23 protein-coding genes are annotated in these 24,958 nt (G+C 71.7%); 10 read left to right on the top strand and 13 right to left on the bottom strand.

Annotated elements, in window-relative coordinates; translation table 11 throughout:
* The first annotated feature begins 25 nt into the window (after positions 1-25).
* The 3 genes from UA75_RS16120 to UA75_RS16110 all read left to right on the top strand — a co-directional run bounded on the left by UA75_RS16120 (position 26) and on the right by UA75_RS16110 (position 2,834).
* A complete protein-coding gene (locus UA75_RS16120) occupies positions 26-742 on the top strand; it encodes a hypothetical protein (RefSeq protein WP_157434215.1) in 717 nt (238 codons plus the stop codon).
* Positions 739-1,686: a DUF6895 family protein gene (locus UA75_RS33905; RefSeq protein ID WP_075740937.1), complete on the top strand. Its 948-nt coding sequence runs from the start codon at positions 739-741 to the stop codon at positions 1,684-1,686. The genes UA75_RS16120 and UA75_RS33905 overlap by 4 nt, the downstream gene beginning before the upstream one ends.
* A 71-nt stretch (positions 1,687-1,757) precedes the next feature.
* Entirely contained in the window at positions 1,758-2,834 is a 1,077-nt protein-coding gene (locus UA75_RS16110; protein WP_075740936.1) for a serine hydrolase domain-containing protein, read from the top strand.
* 225 nt (positions 2,835-3,059) lie between these two features.
* Here UA75_RS16110 and UA75_RS16105 read toward each other — a convergent pair whose 3' ends face one another.
* A complete protein-coding gene (locus tag UA75_RS16105; protein WP_075740935.1) occupies positions 3,060-3,896 on the bottom strand; it encodes an NAD(P)-dependent oxidoreductase in 837 nt (278 codons plus the stop codon).
* Between the two features lie 52 nt (positions 3,897-3,948).
* Here UA75_RS16105 and UA75_RS16100 point away from each other — a divergent pair, with 52 nt between their 5' ends.
* Positions 3,949-4,308, top strand: a complete 360-nt coding sequence (locus UA75_RS16100; protein WP_075743874.1) for a MerR family transcriptional regulator — start codon at positions 3,949-3,951, stop codon at positions 4,306-4,308.
* A 137-nt stretch (positions 4,309-4,445) separates the two neighbouring features.
* On the opposite strand, the gene UA75_RS16095 is transcribed toward UA75_RS16100, so the two are convergent.
* Together UA75_RS16095 and UA75_RS16090 are read right to left on the bottom strand one after the other, a co-directional pair.
* On the bottom strand, positions 4,446-5,003 hold the full coding sequence (locus tag UA75_RS16095; protein ID WP_075740934.1) for a GNAT family N-acetyltransferase: 558 nt from the start codon (positions 5,001-5,003) through the stop codon (positions 4,446-4,448).
* A gap of 173 nt (positions 5,004-5,176) precedes the next feature.
* A complete protein-coding gene (locus tag UA75_RS16090) occupies positions 5,177-5,998 on the bottom strand; it encodes a putative protein N(5)-glutamine methyltransferase (protein ID WP_075740933.1) in 822 nt (273 codons plus the stop codon).
* Between the two features lie 397 nt (positions 5,999-6,395).
* Here UA75_RS16090 and UA75_RS16085 point away from each other — a divergent pair, with 397 nt between their 5' ends.
* On the top strand, positions 6,396-6,965 hold the full coding sequence (locus UA75_RS16085) for a dihydrofolate reductase family protein (protein WP_075740932.1): 570 nt from the start codon (positions 6,396-6,398) through the stop codon (positions 6,963-6,965).
* 288 nt (positions 6,966-7,253) lie between these two features.
* On the opposite strand, the gene UA75_RS16080 is transcribed toward UA75_RS16085, so the two are convergent.
* The 4 genes from UA75_RS16080 to UA75_RS16065 all read right to left on the bottom strand — a co-directional run bounded on the left by UA75_RS16080 (position 7,254) and on the right by UA75_RS16065 (position 13,395).
* Positions 7,254-8,498, bottom strand: a complete 1,245-nt coding sequence (locus UA75_RS16080) for a hypothetical protein (RefSeq protein ID WP_157434213.1) — start codon at positions 8,496-8,498, stop codon at positions 7,254-7,256.
* Positions 8,495-11,128 carry a DEAD/DEAH box helicase gene (locus tag UA75_RS16075; RefSeq protein ID WP_232237846.1) on the bottom strand — a complete coding sequence of 878 codons (2,634 nt, stop codon included), beginning with the start codon at positions 11,126-11,128 and terminating at the stop codon, positions 8,495-8,497. Before UA75_RS16075 ends, UA75_RS16080 begins: the two co-directional genes overlap by 4 nt.
* A 436-nt stretch (positions 11,129-11,564) precedes the next feature.
* The gene (locus UA75_RS16070; protein WP_404799993.1) at positions 11,565-12,266 is read right to left on the bottom strand and encodes an ABC transporter permease; all 702 of its coding nucleotides are present in this window, start codon (positions 12,264-12,266) and stop codon (positions 11,565-11,567) included.
* 148 nt (positions 12,267-12,414) lie between these two features.
* Positions 12,415-13,395 carry an ABC transporter ATP-binding protein gene (locus tag UA75_RS16065; protein ID WP_075740929.1) on the bottom strand — a complete coding sequence of 327 codons (981 nt, stop codon included), beginning with the start codon at positions 13,393-13,395 and terminating at the stop codon, positions 12,415-12,417.
* A 290-nt stretch (positions 13,396-13,685) separates the two neighbouring features.
* Between UA75_RS16065 and UA75_RS16060 the strand changes: the two genes are divergently transcribed.
* The gene (locus UA75_RS16060) at positions 13,686-14,636 is read left to right on the top strand and encodes an aminoglycoside phosphotransferase family protein (RefSeq protein WP_075740928.1); all 951 of its coding nucleotides are present in this window, start codon (positions 13,686-13,688) and stop codon (positions 14,634-14,636) included.
* A 440-nt stretch (positions 14,637-15,076) separates the two neighbouring features.
* On the opposite strand, the gene UA75_RS16055 is transcribed toward UA75_RS16060, so the two are convergent.
* Complete coding sequence (locus tag UA75_RS16055) at positions 15,077-15,832, bottom strand: tyrosine-protein phosphatase (protein ID WP_075740927.1); 756 nt, start codon at positions 15,830-15,832, stop codon at positions 15,077-15,079.
* A 113-nt stretch (positions 15,833-15,945) separates the two neighbouring features.
* On the opposite strand from UA75_RS16055, the gene UA75_RS16050 reads away from it, so the two are divergent.
* Positions 15,946-16,806 carry an alpha/beta fold hydrolase gene (locus UA75_RS16050; RefSeq protein ID WP_075743872.1) on the top strand — a complete coding sequence of 287 codons (861 nt, stop codon included), beginning with the start codon at positions 15,946-15,948 and terminating at the stop codon, positions 16,804-16,806.
* 192 nt (positions 16,807-16,998) lie between these two features.
* Positions 16,999-17,256 (top strand): hypothetical protein, encoded by a 258-nt coding sequence (locus tag UA75_RS16045; protein WP_232237780.1) that lies wholly within the window; start codon positions 16,999-17,001, stop codon positions 17,254-17,256.
* 109 nt (positions 17,257-17,365) lie between these two features.
* Here the strand turns inward: UA75_RS16045 and UA75_RS16040 are convergent, their stop codons facing one another.
* The gene (locus tag UA75_RS16040) at positions 17,366-18,385 is read right to left on the bottom strand and encodes an aldo/keto reductase (protein ID WP_075740926.1); all 1,020 of its coding nucleotides are present in this window, start codon (positions 18,383-18,385) and stop codon (positions 17,366-17,368) included.
* Between the two features lie 156 nt (positions 18,386-18,541).
* On the opposite strand from UA75_RS16040, the gene UA75_RS16035 reads away from it, so the two are divergent.
* A complete protein-coding gene (locus UA75_RS16035; protein ID WP_075740925.1) occupies positions 18,542-19,132 on the top strand; it encodes a TetR/AcrR family transcriptional regulator in 591 nt (196 codons plus the stop codon).
* A 555-nt stretch (positions 19,133-19,687) separates the two neighbouring features.
* Here UA75_RS16035 and UA75_RS16030 read toward each other — a convergent pair.
* The 3 genes from UA75_RS16030 to UA75_RS16020 all read right to left on the bottom strand — a co-directional run bounded on the left by UA75_RS16030 (position 19,688) and on the right by UA75_RS16020 (position 22,956).
* Positions 19,688-20,287: an SRPBCC family protein gene (locus tag UA75_RS16030; RefSeq protein WP_075740924.1), complete on the bottom strand. Its 600-nt coding sequence runs from the start codon at positions 20,285-20,287 to the stop codon at positions 19,688-19,690.
* 252 nt (positions 20,288-20,539) lie between these two features.
* Positions 20,540-21,358: an alpha/beta fold hydrolase gene (locus UA75_RS16025; protein ID WP_075740923.1), complete on the bottom strand. Its 819-nt coding sequence runs from the start codon at positions 21,356-21,358 to the stop codon at positions 20,540-20,542.
* On the bottom strand, positions 21,355-22,956 hold the full coding sequence (locus tag UA75_RS16020; protein WP_157434212.1) for an MFS transporter: 1,602 nt from the start codon (positions 22,954-22,956) through the stop codon (positions 21,355-21,357). The genes UA75_RS16025 and UA75_RS16020 overlap by 4 nt, the downstream gene beginning before the upstream one ends.
* A gap of 137 nt (positions 22,957-23,093) precedes the next feature.
* Between UA75_RS16020 and UA75_RS16015 the strand changes: the two genes are divergently transcribed.
* The gene (locus tag UA75_RS16015) at positions 23,094-23,711 is read left to right on the top strand and encodes a TetR/AcrR family transcriptional regulator (protein ID WP_075740921.1); all 618 of its coding nucleotides are present in this window, start codon (positions 23,094-23,096) and stop codon (positions 23,709-23,711) included.
* Positions 23,712-24,044: 333 nt separating this feature from the next.
* Here the strand turns inward: UA75_RS16015 and UA75_RS16010 are convergent, their stop codons facing one another.
* Entirely contained in the window at positions 24,045-24,797 is a 753-nt protein-coding gene (locus UA75_RS16010; RefSeq protein ID WP_075743871.1) for a class I SAM-dependent methyltransferase, read from the bottom strand.
* Positions 24,798-24,958 lie beyond the last annotated feature (161 nt).

The raw sequence follows: 24,958 nt of genomic DNA, 5'->3' as shown, positions 1-24,958 counted from the left end.
GCCGAGGGGAGAGGAAGCCGAAACGGTGTCTCAGCTTGAGATGGAGCCGTCACCCCGTGTGCGCCTGACGGCGTTGACGGACGCACTGGCTGAGAGCGTCGTCCGGGCCCTGCGGGGCCCGGACGACGCGTTCACGCTCAGTGAGTTGGTGGTGTCGTCGGAGGACGGCGGTGGGCTGGCGGCGATCCGGGTGCTGGGGATGGATGCGATGGCGCCGCATCTGCTGGGTGGGCGTCGGCCGAGTCGTGCCGATGTGGAGCTGGTGCTTGCGAGTGTTCGGGCGTTTCCGGTGTTGAGCGTGGATCGGGAGCTGCCTGCGATCCCGAAGGTGCGGGACTGGCTGGCTGCCAGGGCGTTGACCTCGTTGGGTGTGGCGGGGTTGGAGGTGTCCTGGCCGGTGGAGGTCGGGGCCGGGTTCGGCAGGCAGCCGGGGTGGGTGTCGTGGTGTTCGGTGATGGCCCGGTTGTCCACGTTGGCGTTGCCCGGCGTGTACTGCCCGTTGCATGAGGATGCCCGTCGGTTCTCCGCGGATCTGGAACGTGGCGTGACGCGGTCGATGCTGCGGCGTGATCATCGGACGGCGGCTCGGTTGGCGCGGTGGCTGGCGGCGGGGGATGGTGCGGGGTCGGAGTTGTCGCTGTCTGCGGTGTTGCGTCATCTGGAGCTGGTGGCCGGTGGTGATCCGAGGGTGTCGCTGGACGTGGTGGTGGCGGGTCGGATGCTGGAGGGGAGCCGACGATGAACAAGGAGTTGGTGGCGCTGGGCCATCACGTGGCGGGTGCCGCCTTGGGCTGGTTGAGCGCGGCCGGTCCTCATTTTCGGATTCCTCGGGGGCCGGTGAGCGAGATCGACATCGGCGAGTCGATGAAGCCGCTGTGTGAGTTGGCGTTGGCGGGGTCGTTGGCGGTGCGGGAGTCGGTGACGGGCACCAGGGAGGCGCAGATCGCTCCGGAGTTGATCGACTTCGCGTGGAGTGAGTTCGACTCTGGTCGGGTGCTGTTGGAGTTGCAGCGTCGGAGTTCGGCGGAGACCTATCCGTTGGAGACCTATGCGCCGTTCGTCCGGGCGGGCAGGCGGAATGCGGAGCTGGACGAGCTGCTGGTTCATCTGGCGGGGTTGCGGTTCACTCAGGTGATCGAGCAGGTGCCCAATCGGTTGCTGGCGATCGCCGCTGCTCAGCGGGTGATCGGTCTGCCGGAGACGTTGGATCGGGTGGAGTTGACGGCGCGGACGTGGTTGGGCGGTCGGTCGGAGCCGTGGACGGTGGACTTCATGACTGCCTATGCGGTGACGCATACGGTGTTCCATCTGACCGACTGGGGTGCGCACCCGAAGGAGCTGCCGAGTCCGTTGCAGAACTATCTGCATCGGTGGCTGCCCGCGTGGGTGGAGGTGTACCGGGAGGCCGAGCAGTGGGATCTGGTCGGTGAGCTGTTGATGGTGGACCTGTGTCTGGAGGCGCCGAGTTATCCGGTGGCCGCGTGGGTGGCGCTGGCCGGGGCGCAGCGGGAGGACGGGCTGCTTCCGTATGGTGCGGTGCCTGCGCCGGAGTCGATGGCGGAGGCGTTTCGGAACTTCTATCACCCGACGGTGGTGGCGGCGATCGCCGGGACGCTGCTGGTGTCGCGGGGCATGGCGGCGTTGGCGGAGGTGCCTGCGGCCCCGACGCGGGTCGGTGCGCTGTGACGCCTCGGCCTGCTGAACGGCTTGCTGCGGCTCTGCCGGTGTTGCGGCGGTCGTTTCAGGGTGGGGCGTTGGTGGTCGGCACGGTGGTCCGGGGCCGGCGGTCGGTGGTGTGTCATGGCGTGCTGGACCGGGAGGGGCGTCCGCCGGTGGACGCGCGGACGTTGTTCGAGCTGGGCTCGGTGACCAAGACCTTCACGGGGGTGCTGTTCGCCGACATGGTGGAGCGCGGTGAGGTGGGGTTCGACGATCCGATCAGTGCGTATCTTCCTGATGCCGGGCGGTTGCGTCCTGCGACGGCGGCGATCACTCTCGGGCAGTTGGCGTCGCACACCGCCGCGTTGCCTCGGCTGCCTGCCAATCTGTATCGGCGGGCGGCGTCGGCGTGGAGCACCAATCCGTACGCCGGGTACGGGTTGGCGGATCTTCATGCCGCGTTGTGTCGGTTGACTCCTCGGGGGACGCCGGGGGTGACCTGTCGTTATTCGAATCTGGGGATGGGTCTGCTCGGGGTGTTGTTGGGGCGGGCGGTGCGGCAGGACTTTCGGCAGCTGGTGATCGAGCGGGTGTGTCTGCCGTTGGGTCTGCTGCAGACGTGTGTCGATGAGCGGGACCGGCCGGAGCTGCTCAGTGCGGTGGGGCATCGTGGGGGCAGGCGGGTGCCGCCGTGGCGGATGGGGGTGTTGGCGGCGGCCGGGGTTCTGCGTGCCACGCCGGGGGATCTGCTGCGGTATCTGGACGCGCACCTGCGGCCGCATCGCACGGTGTTGGAGCGGGCGTTGTGGCGTACTCATGAGCCGCATGGTCGGGCGCGTGGGGGTGACGAGTCGTGTCTGGACTGGACGCGGCGGGTCAACGCGTCGGGGGAGACGGTGTTCCTGCACAGCGGCGGCACCCGGGGGTGTACGACGTTCTTGGCGTTCTGTCCTCGGTTGGGGACCGGGCTGATGCTGGTCGGGGATTCGACGCCGGGGGTGAGCGGTCGGGTGATCACCGAGGCCTACCGGTTGTTCTCCCAGGTCACCGTCGACGAGGCGGCGTGCCGTGCGGAGGCGCAGACTCGGGTGTGGGCGGCGGCGCCTGCCTATGCGGGTCCGGTGGAGATGCCGGTGCAGCGGGGGGTTCTGCTGCCCGACGGTGTGTCGTTCTGACGTGCTGTCGTCTGGCGGGGCGCTGCGCCGGGTCTGATGTCTCTTCTTCGTCGTCGCCGAGGCGGGCCTGGAGGTCTGCGCGGGCCGCCGGTGTGAGTGACGTCGTCCGTGCGGTCGGCCCGTGTGACGTCGTCGAGACGCCGGCACACGGGCGGGTGTCCGCGGGGTCGGTGGGTGGATCACGACACGACGGCCGGTGTCGGGGGCGCGTTGGGGGTGTCGGGTCTAGCGGGTGGCGAGCCGGGCGTAGCCCGATGATCCGTGTCCGGCGTCGATGGCCTGTTGTACCTCGGCGCGGGCGGCGCTGAGCACGCCGTTGTCCAGGTCGTGGGACCGCACGGTGTCGAGGATGTGGTCCATGGCTGCTGCCGCAGTGGTGATGGCGGCGTCGTCGCCGGGGAAGCTGCCGGTGGTGACCTGGTCGGAGACCTGGTCGATCAGATCGGGGAACATCCCGACCATCGCCTTGGCGTGTTCTGCGATGTCGGCGGGCTTGATGCCCTCTGCGGTGGCAAGGGCGAAGGCGTGGACGATGCCGCTCATGGCCGTCCAGAACAGGTCTTGCAGGGCCGCGTCGAACCCGGCGGCCCGGCTGGCGTCGTCACCGAGGTAGATCCCGTTCTCGCCGAGGGCGGCGAGGACGGCCTGGTGTTTGGCGTAGACGTCCTGCGGGCCGCTGAAGAACAGTGCGGCACCGGGGGCGCCGATGGCGTCGGGGGTGGCCACGATCACGGCGTCGAGGTAGTCGATGTCGTGATCGCGGGCCCAGGCGGCCAGTGCACGGGCCTCTCGGGGGGCGCCACCGCTGAGGTTGACCAGGGTGCGGCCCCGCAGGGCGTCGACGTCGAGGATCGACTGCGCCACCGTGTAGTCGCGCACGCACACGAGGACGAGCGGGCTGGCGTTGATCGCCTCGGCGGCGGTGTCGGCGACGTCGGCGTCGAGGTCGGCTCCTCGGCCCGGGGTGCGGTTCCACACGGTGGTGGGGTGGTCGGCGGCGGTGCAGGCTGCGGCTAGGGCGTGTCCCATGGGGCCGAGTCCGAGGACTGTCACGGAGGTCATGCCGGCTAAGCTAAACCTTCACGTCAACGTGAGAGTCAACCCTGGAGTGGTGATGCGGATCGGGGAGCTGGCGCGGCGCGCGGGCGTCAGTGAGCTCGTATTGCGGTATTACGAGGAGCAGGGTCTGCTGGCTCCCGAGCGCCGTCTGAGCGGTTATCGCGTCTATCGCGATGAGGATGTCGCGCTGGTGGGGCGGATCAGGGTTCTGCTCGCGGCCGGTCTGAGCACGGCGCAGATCGTGGAGGTGCTGCCGTGCATCGTCGACGACGACGGACTGTTGACGCCGGACTGCCCGGAGTCGGTCGACAGGCTGGTGCAGCAGCGTGATCGGATCGACCAGGCGATCGGTGCGCTGGCGGCGACGCGCACCAATCTCGACACGATCATCACGAGCAGGCGGCGCCCCGGCTGATTCCGGCGTCCGGGGTGGCGGCCGGTGGTGACGAGGCGACTGGGCTCTCCCGTATGCGTGGTCGCCGTGGCCGCCCGTCGGCCGGTGCCTCGATCGAAGGGCGGCGGTATGGCGGGCAGTCCGGTGCTGTGGGGAGGTCAGTCGTCGTCGAGGGCGGCGAAGAGCAGCGAGTCACGCCAGGCTCCTCGGACGTGCAGGTTGCTGCGCAGTCTGCCTTCCGGGCGCAGCCCTGCCTTCTGCAGTACCCGCGCGGAGGCGATGTTGTCCGGGTGGCAGGTCGCGGCGATGCGTCGCAGGCCCAGGCGGTGGAAGCCGAAGGTCAGCAGCATGGTCGTGGCCTCGGTGGCCAGCCCGCGACCCCAGTGGTCGCGGTGGACCACGTAGCCGAGTTCGCCCTGTCGATGGGTCCGGCTGGTGATTCCCACGGCCGCCGATCCGATGAGCACGCCGGAGGTGACGTCCACGGCGGCCAGGCTGAACTCGGTCCGGGAGGACTCGCGTGCCTGTGCCACGGCGTCGGCCACGAACGCGCGGCTGTCCTCGGGGCTGTTGGGACCCCAGTCGGTGAATCGGGTGACCTCCGGGTCGCCTGCGAAGGCGTGGACGGCGTCGACGTCGGAGTCCAGGAAGTCGCGCAGCACCAGTCGTGGGCCTGCGAGGTGTATCCCGCGTGCGTCTGGTGGTGATGCGGTCATGTCGGCTCCTTCGTCCGCAGCGGAGAGTTGTCGTCCCGAGGGCCGCAGGCATCGTGGTCCCGCGATCGGCGACGCCTGTTCTCGGGGCAGACCGACTCGGTCCTCCGCGTCGGAGGGTCCTCTCGGCGGGCGGCGGGGCGAATCCACGGGGGTGTCGGCGGCTCGGCTTGCGGTCATGACGATCTCGGTCGTCCGATGACGACCGTGGCGTGGAGGTCGTCGGAGGTCGTGACCTCGGGGATCAGGCCGTGGTCGGCGAAGGCGGCGACGGCGCTGGGTGCCTGCCGTTGGCTCGTCTCGACCAGCAGGGCGCCGCGTGGTGCCAGCCAGTGCGGGGCGGCGGCGGCCACCCGTCGCAGGACGTCGAGTCCGTCGGCGCCGCCGTCCAGGGCCGTCCGGGGCTCGTGGAGGCGGGCCTCGGGCGGCAGCAGGTCGAACTCTTCGGTGGGGACGTAGGGGACGTTGGCGACCAGGACGTCGACGCGGCCGCGCAGTGTCGCGGGCAGCGGTGCGTACAGGTCGCCCTGGTGGACTCGGCCGCCGCCGGCCTGGGCGACGTTGCGGCGGGCGCAGGCCACTGCGGCGGGCTCCACGTCCACCGCGTGCAGGTCGACGTGGTCCAGCACGCTCAGCAGGGCGGCGCCCACCGCGCCCGAGCCGCAGCACAGGTCCACCACGACGGTCGCCGGTGGGCTCGGCGCCGCCGGGCCTGGTGTGTGGTGGGCGACCGTGACGGCCTGGCCGACGAGGAACTCGGTGCGTCGGCGGGGGACGAACACGCCGGGGTCCACCGCGATGCGCAGGCCGTGGAACTCCGCCCAGCCCAGGACGTGTTCCAGTGGCAGTCCGGCGGCCCGCTGTTCCACCATGTCGGTGAGTTCGGCGGCGGTGGCGGCTGCCGAGACGAGCAGTCCGGCCTCGTCTTCGGCGAAGACGCATCCTGCGGCGCGAAGTCGGGTGATGATCGCGGAACGGGTGAGGAGGGAAGCCGACATGTGAGTGAGCCTTTCGCCGATGACGACGGGCGTCGCTCACCTCGGCTACGCCGGGTGGACCGCCCGGCGGCGAGGTGGGAGCACCCGACCTGATCTGGTGGTAATGACTCGCACCTCCTTCTCTGGCGTGTCCACGACCTGCGGCGCCCCACCCTACCGGAGGCTTGATCCGTGGCCGCGACAAGATCATGACGCGGCGGGCGGCCTGGTCGGCGGCGGTGGCGTCGAGCGGTACCGGCGGCGGCCGAGGGGCTCGATCGGATCTCGAGTGCGACGGTGAGTGTCGAGGAGACGAGGAACACCATCGCCACCGCGGTGAGTTTCGGCCGTCTCGCCGGTCTGTCTCAGAGTCCGGCACGGTGCCGGGTATCGCCTACACAGCTGGGAAGGATGAGAAATGCGCGACGTTGTCTATTCGTTGTCGGTCTCGTTGGACGGATTCATGGAGTCCGCCGACGGCGACATCTCCTGGAGTCTTCCCGACGCCGAGCTGCACGAGTTCCACAACGAGCAGGCTCGTGGCGTGGACACCTCGCTGTACGGGCGCCGCCTGTACCAGGACATGGCAGGCTACTGGCCCTCGGTCGTCGACGACCCGACGGCGAGCAGTCAGGAAGCCGACTTCGCCCGGATCTGGCTGGCCACGCCGAAGGTCGTGTTCTCCCGGACCTTGGAGAAGGTCGAGCACAACAGCACGCTCGTCCGTGACGACCTTGCCGGGGAGGTGGCGCGGCTCAAGGCGCTGCCGGGCGGCGATATGGATCTGGGCGGTGCGGGCATCGCGGCGAGCTTCCTGCGCGAGGACCTGATCGACGAGTTCCGTCTGTTCGTCCATCCCGTGATCCTGGGCGGCGGCACGCCGTACTTCCCGACGCTGCCCGCGCCGTTGTCCCTGCAGTTGGCGGACACCCGCGTGTTCGGCTCCGGTGTGGTGTTCCTGCGGTATCGGCGTTCGGCACGGGACTGAGGCACGCGGCTCGGCGGGCGACCTCGGCCGTCGACCTCGGTGGGCGGGCCGTGCTCGGGCGAGGTCGCGCGCCGTGCAGCGGGGGACGGCGGCTCACCGGCGGGCGGCCACGGGCAGGGTTCGCTCCCCGAGCGGGAGAACCGGCACCGGACCGCCACGCCTCCGTGCCGCAGCCGGGCGATGACGTCGCAGGAGACGGATCAAGGTTCGCTCGTGGCCGGTGCCGTCGGACCGCGCCGCGCGCGGGGGGCAGGCGGTCCCCTGCGGGCGAGGCGGTCCGCGCGCCGGTCAGCCTGCGAGGAGGTCCGCCAGCGCCGCCGTCGGGTCGGTGCCGGGTGCGGCCGCAGGCTGCCAGGAGTCGCCGACCCGGTGGAAGGGGTACCACCGGTCGTCTCGGCCCAGCCGCAGCTGCAGGCCCCGGTCGTCGGCGGTCCACCGGTTGCGCCAGGCTCGCAGCTCGGGAACGTGACCGGGGCGTTCCTCGTCGCGGTAGGCGGTGAGGGCGTCCCGCGCGCGGGCGGCCTGCGCGGCGGTGGGCGTCCACACCGTCTCCAATGCGGCCAGTCCGGCGGGTCCGCCGAGCTGCCAGGCGCGGACCGCCGTGGCGAACGCGGCGGGGTCCTCGGTGGTGGCGTTCAGTCGGGTGTGCAGCGCGGGATCGTCGTAGGTGGCGGCGAGTCGGATTGCGTCGGTGCGTCGATCCAGTGCCGGAGGCGGGGTCGTGGCGGTGAGCAGGGCGGCGGCGCGGTGGGCGGCGTCGGCGGCGAGGAAGGTCAGGGCCGCCGGGGGGATGCCGGGGGCCGAGCCGAACATCGGCGTGGGCGGGCTGTCCCGGATCGGGGGCGGTGGTGGTGGCATCCGGGACACCGGGCGGGCGTAGGACTGGGCGGCGGGGACTCCGCCGGGCGGCGGTGCGGTCGGGTCGGGTCGGCTGTGCCGGTCGGCGGGTCGGGGTTCTGTGGCGGTGCGGGTCTGGAGTTCGTCGAGCAGTTCGGCTCGTTCCCGGCCACGCAGCAGGAACAGCACGAACGGATCGGCGTCCACGAGCCAGCCTGCCTGATAGGACAGGGCGGCGGCGTGGCGGCACGGGTGTTCGAAGCCCACACAGTCGCATTCCGGCTCGAGGTCACCCGGTCCGGGCAGCAGGCGGACGCCCGCGTCGTCGGCAACGTCCACCAGTTCTCGGGGCATGTCCCGGTCCACCAGGGCGGCGACGTGTCCGGCGGTGACGGCGACCTGGTCGAGGAACCGGTCCCAGTCGCGGTCGCTGAGCTGTTCCAGGTGGACGACGCTGTGGTGGGTGCTGCCGTCGGTGTCGTGGACGAGGGCGGCCAGCCTGCCGGGGCTGACGGTGATCGACTCGACGCGGCCGCCGATGGCGTGGCGGCGGCCTCGGCGCAGCTGGTCGACGTCCAGTGAGGTGTCCTCCATGGCCTTCGTCCAGGCGGTGCCCCACCAGGTGCGGGTTCTTCTGATGCGGCCGGGCGGGAACGGGGGGAAGCCCAGTGCGGGTTCGGCTCGACGGGGTGTCACGGTCGGCTCCTCAGTTCGATCGCCTCGGCCAGTTCGCTGTCGGTGAGTTCGGTGAGTGCCTGTTCTCCGGTGGTGAGCACGGCGTCGGCCAGGTCGCGTTTGGCCGCCAGCATCGCGGCGATCCGGTCTTCGAGGGTGCCTTCGGCGATGAGTCGGTGCACCTGGACGGGGCGGGTCTGGCCGATGCGGTGGGCGCGGTCGGTGGCCTGGGCCTCCACGGCGGGGTTCCACCACCGGTCGTAGTGCACGACGTGGTCGGCGCGGGTGAGGTTGAGGCCGGTGCCTGCGGCCTTCAGTGACAGTAGGAACACCGGCACCTCGCCGTCCTGGAAGCGGCGGATCTGTTCTTCTCGTCGGTCGACGGGGGTGCCGCCGTGCAGGAGCTGCACCGGGATGCCTCGGCCGGTGAGGTGGTCGCGGAGCAGTCGTGCCATCGCGACGTACTGGGTGAAGACGAGGACTGAACCGTCGGCGGCGGTGATGGCGTCGACGAGTTCGTCGAGGACGGCGAGCTTTCCGGATCGGTTGTGCAGCCGGGGTCGGGTCTCCTTGAGGTACTGGGCGGGGTGGTTGCAGATCTGTTTGAGGGCGGTGAGCAGGCCGAGGATGAGGCCTCGGCGGTGCATCGCCTCGGCTGAGGCGATGCGGTGCAGGGTCTCGCGGACGACGGCTTCGTACAGGCCTGTCTGTTCGGTGGTGAGGGGCGCCGGGTGGTCGGTCTCGGTCTTGGCGGGCAGTTCCGGGGCGATGCCGGGGTCGGATTTGTGTCGGCGTAGCAGGAAGGGGCGCACGAGTCGGGCCAGGCGGTGTGCGGCCTGGTCGCGGGGTGCGTCGGGGCCGGGGGTCGGCGGGCGGTGCAATGCGGCGGTGTCGCGGCGGAATGAGGGCAGCGTCCCGAGCAGGCCGGGGGTGGTCCAGTCCAGGATCGCCCACAGTTCGGTGAGGTTGTTCTCCACCGGGGTGCCGGTGAGGGCGACGCGGGCGCGCGTGGGGATGCGGCGGAGTGCCGTGGCGGTGCGGGAGCGGTGGTTCTTGACGTGTTGGGCCTCGTCGGCGACGAGGAGTCCCCAGGTGACGGTGGACAGGGCGGTGGTGTCCAGGCGCATGGTGGCGTAGGTGGTCAGGACGATGCCGTCGGTGACGTCGTCGAGGGTGCGGGTGCCGCCGTGGAAGCGGCGCACCGGGGTGTGGGGGGCGAAGCGGGTGATCTCGCGTTCCCAGTTGCCCAGCAGCGACGCGGGGCACACCACGAGGGTCGGTCCGGTGTCGGGGTGGCGGGTTCGGCGGTGCAGGTGCAGGGCGATCACGGTGATCGTCTTGCCCAGGCCCATGTCGTCGGCCAGGCAGCAGCCCAGGCCGAGGGAGGTCATCCGGTCCAGCCAGCGCAGGCCCCGGAGTTGGTAGTCCCGCAGGGTCGCGGCCAGGGCGGCGGGAGCGGGGACGGGCTCCGTGTCGTGTTCGGGGTCGGCGATCCTGGTGCGGAGGGTCTCCAGGGCGTCGACGGCGACGACTTCGACGTCGGTGCCGTCGACGACGGTGTGTCCGGCCAGGGCGAGGCGTAGGGCGTCGACGGCGGGCAGCGGGGGAGTGTGGGTGCGTCGGGCGCGGTCGAGGAGGTCGGGGTCGACGAGCAGCCACTGGTCGCGGAGGCGGACCACGGGGCGGTGGGCTTCGGCGAGGAGGTCGCGTTCGGCGTCGGTGAGGGGGTGGCCGCCCAGGGCCAGCTGCCAGTCCAGGTGCAGCGGCTGGAGGTCGTCGAAGTGGGCGGTGGTGTCGGGGGCCGTGGACCCGCCGCCCGCGACCAGTCGGGTGGTCAGGTCACGGCCGAGGGCGCGCGGCAGGTGCACGTCCACTCCGGCGGCGGCCAGCCTGCGGGCTGCGGAGCCGAGGAGGTCGAACACCTCGTCGTCGGTGATCGCCGTCTCGGCGGGCACGGTCTGCGACAGCAGCCTGCCCAGCGGTTCCCAGTGCAGTGCGGCGCGACGGATCGCCAGGACGGCGTCGACGCGGGTGCGGCCGTCGAAGCCGGTGGGGACGGCGTCGGTCGCGGCCCAGCAGGCGGCGGCGTCGATGACGCGGGTGGGGTCGGCGAGGCTGTGGAGTTGCACGACGACCCGGAAGGAGCCGGGCCCGACGTCGGCCCAGTCCTCGACGGGGTCCTCGGTGTCCAGGCGCAGGGAGATCCGCACCCCGGAGTCGGCGCCTGCGGCGATCTCCTCGGCCCAGCCGCGCAGTGCGGGCAGTCGGCGGGGCGGGGCGGCGGCGAAGGCGGGTGTGCCGGTGGCGTCGGCGGCGGCCGGGCTGCGGGGCAGGGTGTCGGCCACGGCGTCGAGGAAGGCCCGCACCAGCGTGCGGGGGTCGGGTAGCAGGTTCGGGTCGGCACCGGTCGAGGGGAGGGGGACGGCGTGGGCTTCGGGGGGCATGGCCTCGGCCAGTGCGGTGATCTGCTCGGCGTCGTCGGCGTCCAGCGGGCCGACCCGCCAGGCGTCGAGGTCGCCGGGGGACAGGCCGGGCAGCAGTCTGCCCCTGGCGATCAGGTGCAGTGCGAGCCGTAGGGCCGACCGCCAGAACACGGCGGCCGGGTGGGTCGGGCGTTCGGTGTCGCCCAGGAGGGTGAGGGCGTCGCCGATGTCGATCCAGTGGACGGCGACGGTGCGGACGTGCACGGCGCCGTCGACCGGGTCGAGCAGTGCCCAGGGGGTCTGGCCGGGCAGGCCGACGGCGGGTGCGGGCGGGGTCTGGTCGGGCGCGGTGGCGAGGTCAGGAGGAGCGGTCGGGTCCGGGGCGGTGCGGACGGCGAGTCTGCCCGCGCGGGGCGGGTCGGCGGCGACGAACGCGACCGGGCTCGCCCACGGGTTCGGTGTCTCGGGTGCGGCGGCAGGCACGGCATCACGCTCCTTGTCGAGGCGGACGGTTCAAGGGCGGGGAGAAGGAGTCGCGGGGAGACGACACAGCGGTACGGGTTGGCCTGCGAGACGATCCTGCCCCGGTGCGAGGGGCGGCGGGTGTCGCGGTCGACGTCGGGGGAACCGGGTCCGAACCGGCCCTGGTGCGGCGGTGGGTGTTTCATCGGCTCAGGTGTCGGTAGCGGCGTAGGGACAGTGGGATGAAGACCGCCGACAGCAGCACGGGCCAGCCGACGGCCATGGCCACGGCGTGTTGGGCGGCCCAGGACTGCTCGCCCCAGCCCGGATTGCCGAACCGTTCCCGCGCGGCGGCGGCGGTGGCCGACATCGGGTTCCACTCGGCGATGAGCGCCAGTGGTGCGGGCATGGTCTCCGGGGCGACGAAGGCGTTGGAGAGGAACCCCACCGGCCAGACGAGGATCTGCACCATGGCGGCCGACTCGGGGGTCTTGAGCAGCAAACCCAGATACACGCCGACCCAGATGAAGGCGAACCGCAGCAGCAGGAGCAGGGCCACCGCGGCGGCGGCGGCACCGAGTCCGTCGTGCCACCGCCAGCCGACGACCAGGCCGCAGAGCAGGACGACGACCAGCCGGAGCGTCGAGTCGATCACGTCGGCGACGGCGCGGCCGCCGAGCACGGCGGACGAGGCGATCGGCAGGGAGCGGAACCGGTCGGTGACGCCGCGTGCGGTGTCGGCGGTGACGGCCAGCACGGTGGACTCCAGGCCGAAGAGCATGGTCATGGCGAACATGCCCGGCAGGAGGAATTCGCGGTAGTCGCCGCCGCCGGGCACGGTCATCGCTCCGCCGAACAGGTAGCCGAACACCAGCACGAGCATGATCGGGAACAGCAGGTTGATGACGACCGGTGCGGGGTCGGCGGCCCAGCGCAGCAGGTCGCGTCGGGTGACGGCGGCGATGTCGGTGACGGCTCGGCGGGCTCGGTCCGCCGGTCCGCCGGTCCGCCGGTGGTGGTCTCGGGGCGGTCCTCGGCGGTGCGGGGTGTGGTCATGCGGCGGTGTCCTCTCCGGTTCGGCGGGCCGGGTCGGTACGGTCGGTGAGGCTGAGGAACACCTCGTCCAGGGTCGCGCGGCGGCGAGCGACGTCGTGCACGGCGAGGTCTTCGGCGTCCAGGGCGCACAGGACGGCGACCGTGGTGGCCGCCGTGGCCGTGGTGCGGGCGGTGGCGCGGTGGGAGTCCTCGTCGACGGTGACGGCGGTGCCGGTGATGCGGCCGAGGATCTCGGCGGCCCGGCCCAGTTCGGCGCGGTGGGTGACGACGACGTCGAGCCGGTTCACGCCGAGGGAGGTCTTCAGCTCCTCCGGGGTGCCTGAGGCGACGGCGCGGCCGTGGTCCAGGACGGTGATCTGAACGGCGAGCCGGTCGGCCTCCTCCAGGTACTGGGTGGTGAGCAGGACCGTGGTGCCCTCGGCGGCCAGGTCGCGTACGGCCCGCCAGACCTCGTCGCGGCTGCGGGGGTCCAGGCCGGTGGTGGGTTCGTCCAGGAACAGCACGGCGGGTGCCTGGATCAGGCCGACGGCGAGGTCGAGTCGGCGGCGCATTCCGCCGGAGTATCGGGCGGTCTTGCGGTCGGCGGCCTCGGCCAGTCCGAAGCGGGCGAGCAGCTGTTCGGCTCGGCGGTGAGCGGCGCGTTCGTCGAGGTGGTGGAGTCTGCCGAACAGCAGGAGGTTCTGGCGTCCGGTGAGGACCTCGTCGACGGCGGTGTGCTGGCCGACCAGGCCGATACGGCGTCGTACCCCGGCGGGGTCGGTCGCGACGTCGATGCCGCCGATGGCGGCTCGGCCGCCGTCGGCCCGCAGCAGGGTGGTCAGGATGCGCACCGTGGTGGTCTTGCCCGCGCCGTTGGGGCCGAGCAGACCGCAGACGCGGCCGGGCGGCACGGCCAGGTCGAGGCCGGTGAGGACGTCGACGTCGCGGTATCGCCTGCGCAGCCCGTGCACGTCGATGGCGAGCGGTCCGCTGTCCATCAGAAACACCCCCTACTTCGTACAACGTACGGATTAACGCGAACCATCGTACCGTACGTTGTACGGACCTAGGGTCTGGTGGAGATCACGCCCGCACCGGCCGCCTCGGCGAACGTCGGACATGCCGCGAGCAGGCACGCCGCCCGCACCTCGCCCGAACCCCGATCACCCGGCAGCTGACTCACCCGCTCCAGCGGGTCCCCGACGGAGCCAGCAGGAGAAGTGATCGCCGCCGAGCGCCCGCCCTGGCTAGAGTGCAGCTCGATCCGATCGGGAGAGGGAGTGCCGCCATGCCCGCACCAACGCACCGCGTCGAGGTCCCCGCCGCACTCGCCGCCTCCCACGCCCGCTTCGGCGGCGACGCGGGCCGCGCCTGGATCGCCGCCCTGCCCGCCCTCGTCCACGAGATCCTCGAGCGCTGGCAGCTGCGACCGGACGGACCCGGCAGACACGGCATGGTCGCCCTCGTGCTGCCCGTCCTGCGCGCCGACGGAACCCCGGCCGCGGTGAAGTTCCAACCCGTCGACGAGGAGAACGTCGGCGAGCCGATCGGCCTGCGACACTGGCAGGGCGACGGCGTCGTCCGGCTCCTGGCCGACGACCCCGACACCGGCACCCTGCTGCTGGAACGACTCGACGGCGACCGCAGTCTGGCCGGGATGCCCGACGACCTGACGGCCCTGCGGATCCTCGCCGAACTGGGCGCCCGACTGGTCGCCGTGCCCGCCCCGCCCGGCCTGCGCACCCTGGCCGACATCGCCGCCGCCATGCTCGCCGACGTCCCCGCCGCGCAACGGCACCTGTCGGACCCGGCCGACCGCACCCTGCTGCGCGCCTGCGCGACGGCGGTGGCCGAGGTGATCCACGAACCCGGCGACCGGCTGCTGCACTGGGACCTGCACTACGAGAACGTGCTGGCCGCGCCGCCCGGCGGCGACCGCGAGCCCTGGGTGGCCATCGACCCCAAGCCGTTGGCGGGCGACCCCGCCTTCGACCTGCTGCCCGCGCTGGTCAACCGGTGGCCCGACGTCGTGGCCACCGGCGACGCCCCCCGCGCCGTGCTGCGCCGCTTCGACCTGATGACCGAGGTCATGGGCCTGGACCGACAGCGGGCCGTCCACTGGACCCTCGGCCGTGTCCTGCAGAACGCGCTGTGGGACGTCGAGGACGGCGAGACCGCGATCAACGCCGACCAGACCGTCATCGCCCACGCCCTGTCAAGCCGCGTCCGCCACGGCTGAGGCACGTCCGCCACGGTCGGCAGCAGGAGAGGACCGGCTCGGCACGGGTGCACGCGGCCGCCTGGGGCCCGATCCGCGCGCCAGGGGGCTGTCCGGTCGGGGCGGGGTCCGGCCGACTCGTTCCTCGCCCCGCCCCGACGAGCACGCCGATGGAGGTGGCGACCTGGATGGTGCCGCCACCCAGCACCGCAGCAGACACCTGGACGGCCCTGGTCCTCGCTGTCGCAGGCACCGCGGCCTGTTCCGTCGCGGGACCGAGACGCTGACCAGACCGGGTTCGTGCTCGGCGCTGTCCTCGTGAGGGCGGTGGCGGCGGCGTTCACGAGGACAGCAGACCGTGAGCCGATCAGCGTCGGACGGGCCGACCGAGGTCGACGGCGGCCGCGCCCCCACCAGGTCGGTCGAGCACGATGTCGGCGCGGCCGCGCCTCGACGTCGCCTCAGTCGCGACGCCGATCAGCCGGGACCGATTCCAGGAACCGGTCCCGCAGCGCCGTCGCCACCGCGACGTCGTCCAGGCCCAGCCCCCGCACATAACCGGCCACCGACCCGTGCGCGGCGACGAGCTCGGCCAACACCAGGCGCATCGTCTCCTCAGGGGCCTGCCCGTAACCGGGCCACCGCAGCGGCGGCTTGCGCGGGTCGGCATTCCAGTCGGCGATGAACCGCTCCGTGGCCAGCCCGGTCAACGCGTAGTCGGCGACCACGTCCTCCTCGGCCACACCCAGCAGCACCAGCAGCAACGCCGCCAGGACGCCGGTCCGGTCCTTGCCCGTCCGACAGTGGAAGACCACCGGCCCCTCGGCTTCGAAGGCGATCACCTCCAGTGCCCGGCGCAGCTCGGCCGTCCCGTCGGCCAACAGCTCGGCATAACGGTCGGCGAAATACCGGGCAGGCTCGATCGCGGGGTCCAGCGCCGCCTGCTCGTAGGGCCGGTGCTCGACGCTGAGATTGTGATAGGTCAGCCCGTCATACTGCGGCACCCGCCCGTTGGCCGCGATCTCGTACGGATACCGCAGGTCGATCACCGTGCCGATCCCCAACGCGCGGAACCGCTGCCCGTCGGCGGGGCGCAGACTCGACAACGCGTCGGCCCGGAACAGCTGCCGCCACCGCACGGTGCGACCGTCCTCGGCCCGATACCCGCCCAGGTCCCGGAAGTTGTGCACGCCCGCGAAGTCCAGGTGACGATCCATCTGATCATCGTAGAAGCCGGGCGCCGCCGACCGGCCCGGTCCCGGCAGGAGCGGTGGGGTTCGTCCACAGCGGAGGCGACCACGGCCCGGCCTGCCGCGGCTACGGTGCCCTCATGAACAGAGTCGCCGTCAACGGGACCGAGCTGGCCTACGACGAGGCAGGCAGCGGCAACGCCGTGGTGTTCTCCCACGCGGGCATCACCGACCGTCGCCTGTGGGACGCGCAGTTCGAACGGCTGGCCGCCGATCACCGGGTCATCCGCTACGACTGGCGCGGCTACGGCGAATCCGCCGACGCCGACGGCGGCTTCTCCCATGCCGAGGACCTCCTCGCCCTGCTCGACGCCCTCGACGTCGAGCGGGCGGCGCTCGTCGGCTGCTCCAACGGCGGCGCCTACTCCCTGGACGTGGCACTGGCCGCACCGGAACGGGTCTGGAGCCTCACCCTGATCTGCTCCGGGCTCTCCGGACACCACTGGCCCGAGGAGATGCGCGCCTCCGCCCGCGAACGTGTGCACAGCGCCGTCCCCGCCGAGCGACTGCGGGCCTACAACGAACGTCAGGCCCCACACGTGGACCCGGCGGACGTGACGGCGATGGCCCTGGCCCAGGCACGCTTCCTCGTCGCAGGTCCCGACCGTGACCCGGCCGCGCTTGCGCCCGACGTGTGGGCGGCGGCCGTGGCGATGATCGAGGGCGTCTTCGCCCGCACGTGGAACGGCCCGCCCACCCTCGAACGGCCGCACCCCGCGCCCGCGAAGCCCCGGCTCGATCAGGTGCGGGTGCCGACGCTGGTCGTCAACGGCACCGCCGACGTGCGCTGGATCCAGGCCGTCTCCACGATGCTCGCCGAACAGATCCCCGGCGCCCGACGACTCGACCTGCCCGACACCGGCCACCTGCCCCCGCTGGAACGGCCCGAGGAGGTCACCTCGGCCCTGCTCGACTTCCTCGCCGAGACGAGCCCGTCCTGAACCGTCGCCTGTTGGTCAGGCGACGGCCGAACGCCGCAGGCGGGGCCGTCGCCGGCGCACCGCCGCAGGGACCGCGACGACACGGTCGCCGGCCGGAGGATCGTCGAGTGACGCGGGGGCCGGCAGGGATACGAGCTCACGACGCCGGCGAACGCGGGCGGGATCGAGCGGCTCTCGGCGGCGCATGAGGTGGTGGCGGCGCACCACGGCAACAGCTATCTGCCGCTGCTGGAGAAGTTCCACACGAGCCACCGCTTGGCGCTGTTCACCCTGCTCGACACCCTCGACCTGGAGGCCGCCTGCGCGGATCACAGTGTGCTGGACGCGGTGGAGTTCCTGCGCGCGATCCGGGGCCGCACCGGCGAGTACGTCCCGGAGACGGTGACCGTCGGGCATGGGGCGGACGCGGTGACGGTGGCGATCGACGTGGACTTCGTCACCGAGGCGTGACGCAAGATCCTGGTGGTGCAGGACCAGCCGGGCAACCTGGTGCGCCCGCCACCTGGAGGTGTACGACCGCTCAGTTTCTTTGCCGTGCTCGGCGCGGTGGGCCCGGCGGTCAGCGGCGGCGCAGTGCCGGGTTGAGCAGCGCGGGTGGCGTGTCGTTCTTCTCGTGCGCGGCCAGGTCGGTGCCGGGGGCGACGATCGCGTCGATCGCATCGAGCACGTCGGCGGCGAGCACGGTGTCAGCGGCGGCGAGTTGCGAGTGCAGGTGGTCCAGTGTGCGGGGGCCGATGAGCGCGCTGGTCACTGCGGGATGCGTGGTCACGAATCCGAGCGCGAGCTGGATCATGGTCAGGCTGGCTTCGTCGGCGAGTGCAGCCAGTTGTTCGACGGCGTCGAGCTTGGCCCGGTTCGCGGGGATGGCAGTGTCGAAGCGTTGTGGCATGAACGTGGAGCGGCTGGTGGTGATGTCCCGGCCTTCGCGGATCGCGCCCGACAGCCAGCCCGAAGCCAACGGGCTCCACACCAGCACACCGAGCCCGTACTGCTCGGTCACGGGCAGCACGTGGGTTTCGATCCCGCGCTGCAGGATCGAGTAGCTGGGCTGTTCGGTGACGTAACGGCCCAGGTGGTACTCGCGGGCGGCCCACTGGGCCTGCACGATGCGGTGTGCGGGGAACGTCGAGGATCCGAAGTAACGGATCTTCCCCGCGCGCTGCAGGTCGGTCAACGCCGACAGGGTCTCCTCGTCGCCGGTGTTCGGGTCCCACCGGTGGATCTGGTAGAGATCAACGTGGTCGACACCGAGGCGGCGCAGGCTGTTGTCCAGCTCGGTGACCAGCCAGCGGCGCGAACTGCCCTGATGGTTGCGCCCGTCGCCCATCGGCAGGCTCGCCTTCGTGGCCAGCACGATGTCCTCGCGGCGGCCGACGATGGCCTTGCCGACCATCTCCTCCGACTCGCCGCCGCTGTACGCGTCGGCGGTGTCGATGACGTTGATCCCTCCCTCGAGGGCGGCATCGACGATGGCGGTGACCTCGTCCTGAGTGGTGCGCCCGATCTTGCCGAAGTTCATCGCGCCGAGCGCGAGGGAGCTGACCTGCACACCGGTGCGGCCCAAGGTGCGGTACTGCATGAGTCGTGTTCCTCCAGTGCGGATGAAGCGTGGCGGCAACGCATGGCTTGGTTATCGACGCCTGCTCTGACATCATGAGCAAGCGGGACCATGTTCCGTTTGACGATACGGGACGTTGTCCCGTTTAGCCAACTCGGCAACGAAGGGCAGGGCGCGGTGAACGACAGCGACCGGAGCACAGGGCATGCAGCCCAGCCCAGACGAGCGGACGCCCGGCGTAACAAGGAAACCCTGCTCGACGCGGCTGCTTCGATCTTCGTCACGTCAGGTGTGGACGCGCCGGTACGCGACATCGCGGCCAAGGCCGGCGTCGGGACGGCCACGATCTATCGCCACTTCCCCACCCGGGCGGATCTCATCATCGCCGTGTACCGCCACCAGGTCGACGCCTGCGCCGAGGCAGGCCCGGCCCTGCTGGCAACCAGCCCGACACCGCACGTCGCCCTCGGACGGTGGGTCGACCTCTTCGTCGACTTCCTGGTCACCAAGCACGGTCTCGCGGCCGCCCTGCAGAACGACAACACCGGCTTCGAAACGCTGCACGCTTACTTCCTAGACCGCCTCCTGCCGGTGTGCACCCGACTCCTCGACGCTGCCGCCGCCTCCGGTGAGATCCGCCCCGACCTCAACGCCTACCAACTCATGCGCGGCGTCGGAAACCTCTGCATAGGCGCCGACAGCGACCTCCGCTACGACGCACGCCAACTGGTCGAGCTCCTCATCGCAGGACTACGCCGACCGCGCTGACCGTGGCACCCGCGATTGCAGTGCCCTACGCACAGATGACCAGTTGTGACAGTTCCGCGAACATCCCGATCCGGGCCGACGATCCTCAGGTCACGATTCGCAGGACTACACGGAAGGCGCTCATCTTCCCGACCGCCCTGCGGGTGTCCTCCGAGAAGATCAGCACCCGCATCAAGTTCCGCCCCGAGCGGGAAAGGCGCTCACCCTCGCCCACGAGATCAAGACCGCCGCGCCGCGGTGGTGAGGACTGACGAGCAGTGATCCGGGACCTGCCGGAGCGAACCGGCTGGGGCTCCTCGCGACCTCGGCCCGGCCCTCGCACGGTCAGGCGAGCCCGCTCCACGTGGACGTTGCGCTCCTGGCGGCCCGTGACCGCTTCCGCACCACCGTGCACGAGGCCCAGCCGCCGCGTGGATCGTCCGCCACAGTCGGACGACGGCGGTGAACAACCTCCCGAACATCATGATCGAGCGCGGGGATTCGCGGAGACGGCACTGCATGCCGAGGAGGCGGAAGAGAGTCACCAGGTCGGAACGCGAAGGTGCCACGGCCCCCCTACGCCGGGTCGACGCCCGCCGCCGTCAGCGCCGCCGCCCATGCCGCGCTGACCCGCTCGGCCAGCTCCGCGACGGCGGCGAACTCCGGGGAGTCCTGCACCGAGGCCGACTCGAGACCGGGGAGTTCCTCGCGCAGGGACGCCTCGAGTGCGATCAGGCCCAGCTCCCAGCCGGCCCCGATGCCCCAGGCCCCGGAGTCCGGGTCGTTGACCACACGGTCGAGCAGTCCGTCCGGGGCGGAGTGCCGCAGTTCCAACAGCGTGCCGCCGTCCTCGTCCGGTGACAGCCGCAGCTCCACCTGTTCGCCGCCGGGTACCCCGTAGATCCAGCTGACGACGAGCAGCCACGGCGGCTCGCACCGCAGGATCTCGCCGTGGGCGTTGCCGGGAAAGGAGAATCTGCCGCCCACCCGCAGGTCGCCGTCGGGTCGCATGAAGAAGCGAGCAAGCCGATCGGGATCGGTGCAGGCATCCCAGACATCCGAGACGTGCGCCGCGTAGCGCCGCCGCATGGTCAGCGCCTCGCCCGTCGCCGTGTCATGGGCACTGATCTCGCGACGGGTGCCTGTGACGACGTCGGTGTCCTTCAGTCGGCTCATGCCCCGTGGGTACCTGTCGACGCCGGAAGCGGCAACTCCACCGGATCGGCACCCCGCTGCCGAGCAGCGGCCTCGCCGCCTGCGGAGCCGGGCCGTGAACCGGGGGAGCGGGCGGCTGTGCCTGGCCATGGCGACCGGCGGCGCGCTGCGGAACGGACACGGTGCCGAGCCGAAGCGCGTCCGCATCGGGCTGCGGCCGCCACCCGGGGGTTCTTCCGGCAGCAGGCAGCGGAAGATGCGACCGCCGTGATGTCAGAGCGTCGACGTCGGGACTGCCGAGCTGAGGAAGCCGCGCACCGCCTCGGCGAAACCGGCCGGATCGTCATCGTGGACCCAGTGGCCGCAGTCGGCGAATTCCCGCAGCACGGTGCCGGGCCTGCGGCGTGCCATGTCGCGTGCCATGGCCGTGGGCAGCACGCCGCTGGCCAGGCCGTGCACGAGCAGCGTCGGGCAGCGCGCGCCGAGCCAGTCCGGCCACCAGTCGCCGATCAACTCCTGCTGCGAGGCCGTCATGTCGTCGTGGTCGAACAGGAAGCCCCAGCCGTCCGGGTACTCGCAGGCGCTGGCCAGGAAGTAGCTCGCGTCGGGGATGCCGTGGCTCTCCACCTCACGACGCAGGGCGGCCGGGGTCGGGGCCCGCCGCGCCCAGCCCCGCACGTCCAGCACCGGGTGGGCGATCTCGGGCTGCCGGTTGAGTGCGCCGCCCTCCTCGACGATCAACGCGCTGACCAGCTCCGGATGTCGGGCGGCGACCCGGTAGGCGATGACGCCGCCCATCGAGTGCCCGAGGACCGGCAGCGGGCCGAGGTCGAGGTGGCGGAGGAACTCCGCGACGTCGGCGGTGTAGGCGTCGGGGGTGACGTCGACGCCACGGTCGCTGCGGCCGTGTCCACGCAGGTCCACCGCGATCACCCGGTGGCGGGGGGCGAGATCGGCGGCCAGGCGGGCGAACTGTCGGCCGCGTCCGAAGTGACCGTGCAGGGCCAGCAGCGGCGCTCCGGTTCCCCCGAAGTCCAGGTAGGCCAGTCGCAGACCGCGCACCATCGCGTGGTTCTGTCTCGGAGTCGTCATCGTCTCCCTCGGTGAGTTCGATCGGGTTCGTGCAGGGTTGAGGCGGTCAGCACCGCCGCGCCCAGGGCAAGGCAGGCCGCGAGGACGGCGGCGTGGGTCAGGCCTGCGGTGAACGCCTGCCGGGCGGCGTCGGTGAACCGGTCGCCCGCCGGGCCGCCGAGCAGGGCGGCGGACTGCAGGGCGCCGCTGATCGACTCTCCCGCGAAAGCCCGTTCCGCAGCGGGCAGGGCCGCCGTGTGCGAGGCGAGATGGTCGGCGAGTCGACCGGCGAGGACACCGCCCAGAACGGCCACACCGAGGCTGCCGCCGAGCTTGAAGGCGGTCTCGATGACGGCGGCGACCGACCCCGCCTGTCGCGTGCCCGCCGCGCCCAGCATGGCGGTGCTCGCTGCGGTCACTGCGGCACCGTTGCCTGCGGCGAGAAGGAACAGTCCGATCAGGAGTACCCCGTGGCGATCGGTGTGGACGCCGGTCGGGATCAGCGTCAGCCCGACGGCCAGCACGCCAAGTCCGCCCGAGACGGTCCACCGCAGACCGATCCGGTCGATCAGTCGCGGGGTGATCGGGGCCATGGCCAGCTGGCCTGCGGCGATCGGAAGCAGGAGGAGCGCGGCTCCGGACGGCGAGTGGCCGAGCACCTCCTGGAAGTATTGGGTGAGGAGGAACACCATGCCCATCAGCGCGAAGAATCCGGTGGCAGCGGCCATTGCGGCGGGCCAGAAGGTGTGATCGGCCACCATGCGCAGATCGAGCATCGGATGCCGTGTCCGGCGTTGACGGGCCAGGAATCCGCCGAGCAGGATCACGGCCGCCCCGGCGCCGAGCAGGGTCGCCTCGCCGAGCACGCCTCGCCGGGGTGCCTCGATGATCGCGTGGACGACCGCGACGAGGCCGCCGGAGACCAGCGCCATCCCAAGCAGGTCGGGCCGTGCGGTGCGGTCGGGAGCCGTAGGCGGGACGACGAGGACGACGGCGACGCCGACGGCGGGCAGGACGGGCACCATGGCCAGGAACACCGCTCGCCAGCCGAGGTGCTCGACGAGGAGGCCGCCGGTCATCGGACCCAGGACGACGCCCAGCCCGGCGACGCCTGCCCACACTGCCAGCGCGTAGGCGAGCTCGTCGCGGGGGAACACGCTGCGGATGATCCCCAGGGTCGCGGGCATGACCATCGCGTTGCCGACGCCGAGCAGCGCTCGGGCGGCGATCAGCTCGCCGGGGCCGGTGGCGACGGCCGCGAGCAGGGCGGCGAGCACCAGCACCGCGAGCCCGGCCAGCAGCACCCGACGACGTCCGTAGCGGTCGCCGATCGCCCCCATCGTGATCAGCAGCGCGGCCAGGGCCAGCACGGTGGCCTCGGTGATCCACTGGAGTTGACCGGTGGTGGCACGCAGGTCGCGGGCGATGGTCGGGAGTGCGACGGTCACCGCCATCACGGTGGTGCTCATCATGAGCAGCGCGGCCGCCAGCGCCCAGAGGATCGTGCGTCGACGCGGATGGCCGGTCCCTTCCGGTGCAGGGTGCGATCCGACCGTGGCCGCCGCCGGTCCGTCTTCATCGCCGAGGGGGGTCCTCGGCACGCCGTCGCGTCGTGTCACGTGCTGCTCCTCCCCATGAAGATGACGCCCGCCAGTAAGGATAACGAACGTTTTTTTCAGGCATCACGGGTGTCATGACCAGAGCCCGAATACCCTGGTCGTCGAGACCCCGCCCCACCGAGACAGGGAGTGCCGCCGTGGCCAGGCCCCGTGACCCGCGCCGCCGCGTCGAACTGCTCGACGCGATCCTGGACTACCTGGTCGAGCACGGGATCGCACAGCTGTCCCTGCGCCCCCTGGCCGAGGCCCTCGGACACAGCACCTTCGTGCTCACGCACCACTTCAGCAACAAGGACGACCTCATCGCCGCCGTCCTGGCCCACCTCGACGAACGGCAGCGCAGCAGGCTGCGGGCGCTGCCGGGCTGGGCCGAGGGACGCAGCCTCGGCGCCGTCGTCCGCGCCTCTTGGGACTGGCACCTCGCACCGGACTCGCTGCCGTTGGTCCGGCTGCTGCACGAGATCGAAGGGCTCGCGGCGGCGGGCAGACTCCGAGGCTCCTACGTCCCGACCATGCTGGGCGACCGCGCCGAGTTCGTCGCCGAGGCCCTCCAGACCCACGGCGTGCCCGCCGACGTCGCGCGGCGCAACGCCACCCTGCTCAACGCCGCCTATGCGGGCCTGCAACTGGACTACCTGACCACCGGAGACCGGGACCGGGTGGAGTCGGCCGTCGACGAACTCGTGCGGCTCACCGACGAGTGGACCCGGCACGGCTCCGGCACGCAGGACGACTCGACAGAGCACCAGGAATGAGAACGCCCGCCAGCGCGTACGCCGAGAAGGCCGTGGCATTCGCGGAGAATCGGCGGACAGGGCGCTGTGGTCATGGTCGGCCACCTCGATCGACGGCTCCCCGATGTCCACGAGTTTCCGATGTCCACGAGTTCCCGAAGCTCCTGGCGCCTGACGAGTCCTGCCCTGCTGCGGGCGAGCAGTCGACTCCGGGGACGGTGCGCCGGTCGCCGCTGCCTCCGTGTCCCCGCCGGAGGGTGCCGACCACCCCGCCATCCGCAAGCGGCCCGGCGGCGACTCGTGATCAGCCGACGATGCCGTGATCCCTGCCGCCGGCTCCACCCGATGCGGTGCTCACTCCGAATGCAGCACGAAGAACAGGACGCTCGGGCACGTGTCGGCGATGTGAAAGTCGTCGGGGAACAGCTCGTGGGCGGCCGGAACCGGCCGGGGCTCGTGTAGGCGAGTGATACGGAGGCCCGCTGCGAGGAAGGCGTCCGTCATCGCCTCCAGCGGGCGGTCCCAGAAACTCAGCTGGGCGGTCCCTCCGCCCATGGTCCAGTCTTCGAGTCGGTTCTCCGTCGCGAAGTAGTCGGGCCGGGGGCCGGTGTGCCGCTTCATGAGGTTGAGCACGAGGGGATGCTCGACCGAGGCGATGATCCTCCCGCCGGGCCGCAGCACCCGCCGCAGTTCAGTGAGCGTCGGCCCCCAGTCCCGCAGGTAGTGCAGCACGAAGGAGGCCATGACGTCGTCGAAGGCGTCGTCGGCGTAGGGCAGCGGACCCGCCAGGTCGGCGACCCGCAGGTCCGCGTCGGCGCCCAGCCGTCGCCGCGCCTGCTCCAGCATTCCCGGACTGCCGTCGAAGCCGCTCACGACAGCACCCCGCTCGCGCAACTCGGCGAACAACGGACCGGACCCACAGCCCGCGTCGAGAATCCGCCTGCCCGCCACCTCGCCTGCGAGGGCCAGGGCCGCAGGCCGCTCGAGGTAGGCGTTCATCAGGCTGGTCTCGTTCTCGGCCGTGTAGCCCTCCGCCACGGTGTCGTAGTCGCTCGCCCGCGACCGAACCGCCTGCACCGCCACGTCTTCCTCGGGTCTTCCAGACATGCAGTCGATCATGGCAGGGCCCGCGCGCCCCGCACAACGACGGCCGTAACGGGCCCGCCCCGTCGTCCCCGAGTTTCCGTCGACCGCAGCGCACACGCACACGCGCTCGCCTGGAGCGATTGACCCGTTGCCGTCGCCCGGGGCGGGCTCGCACCCGGCGT

This window comes from Actinoalloteichus sp. GBA129-24 (genome assembly GCF_001941645.1).
GTDB classification, from domain to species: Bacteria; Actinomycetota; Actinomycetes; order Mycobacteriales; family Pseudonocardiaceae; genus Actinoalloteichus_A; species Actinoalloteichus_A fjordicus.
This window is presented reverse-complemented; position numbering and strand designations above follow the sequence as displayed.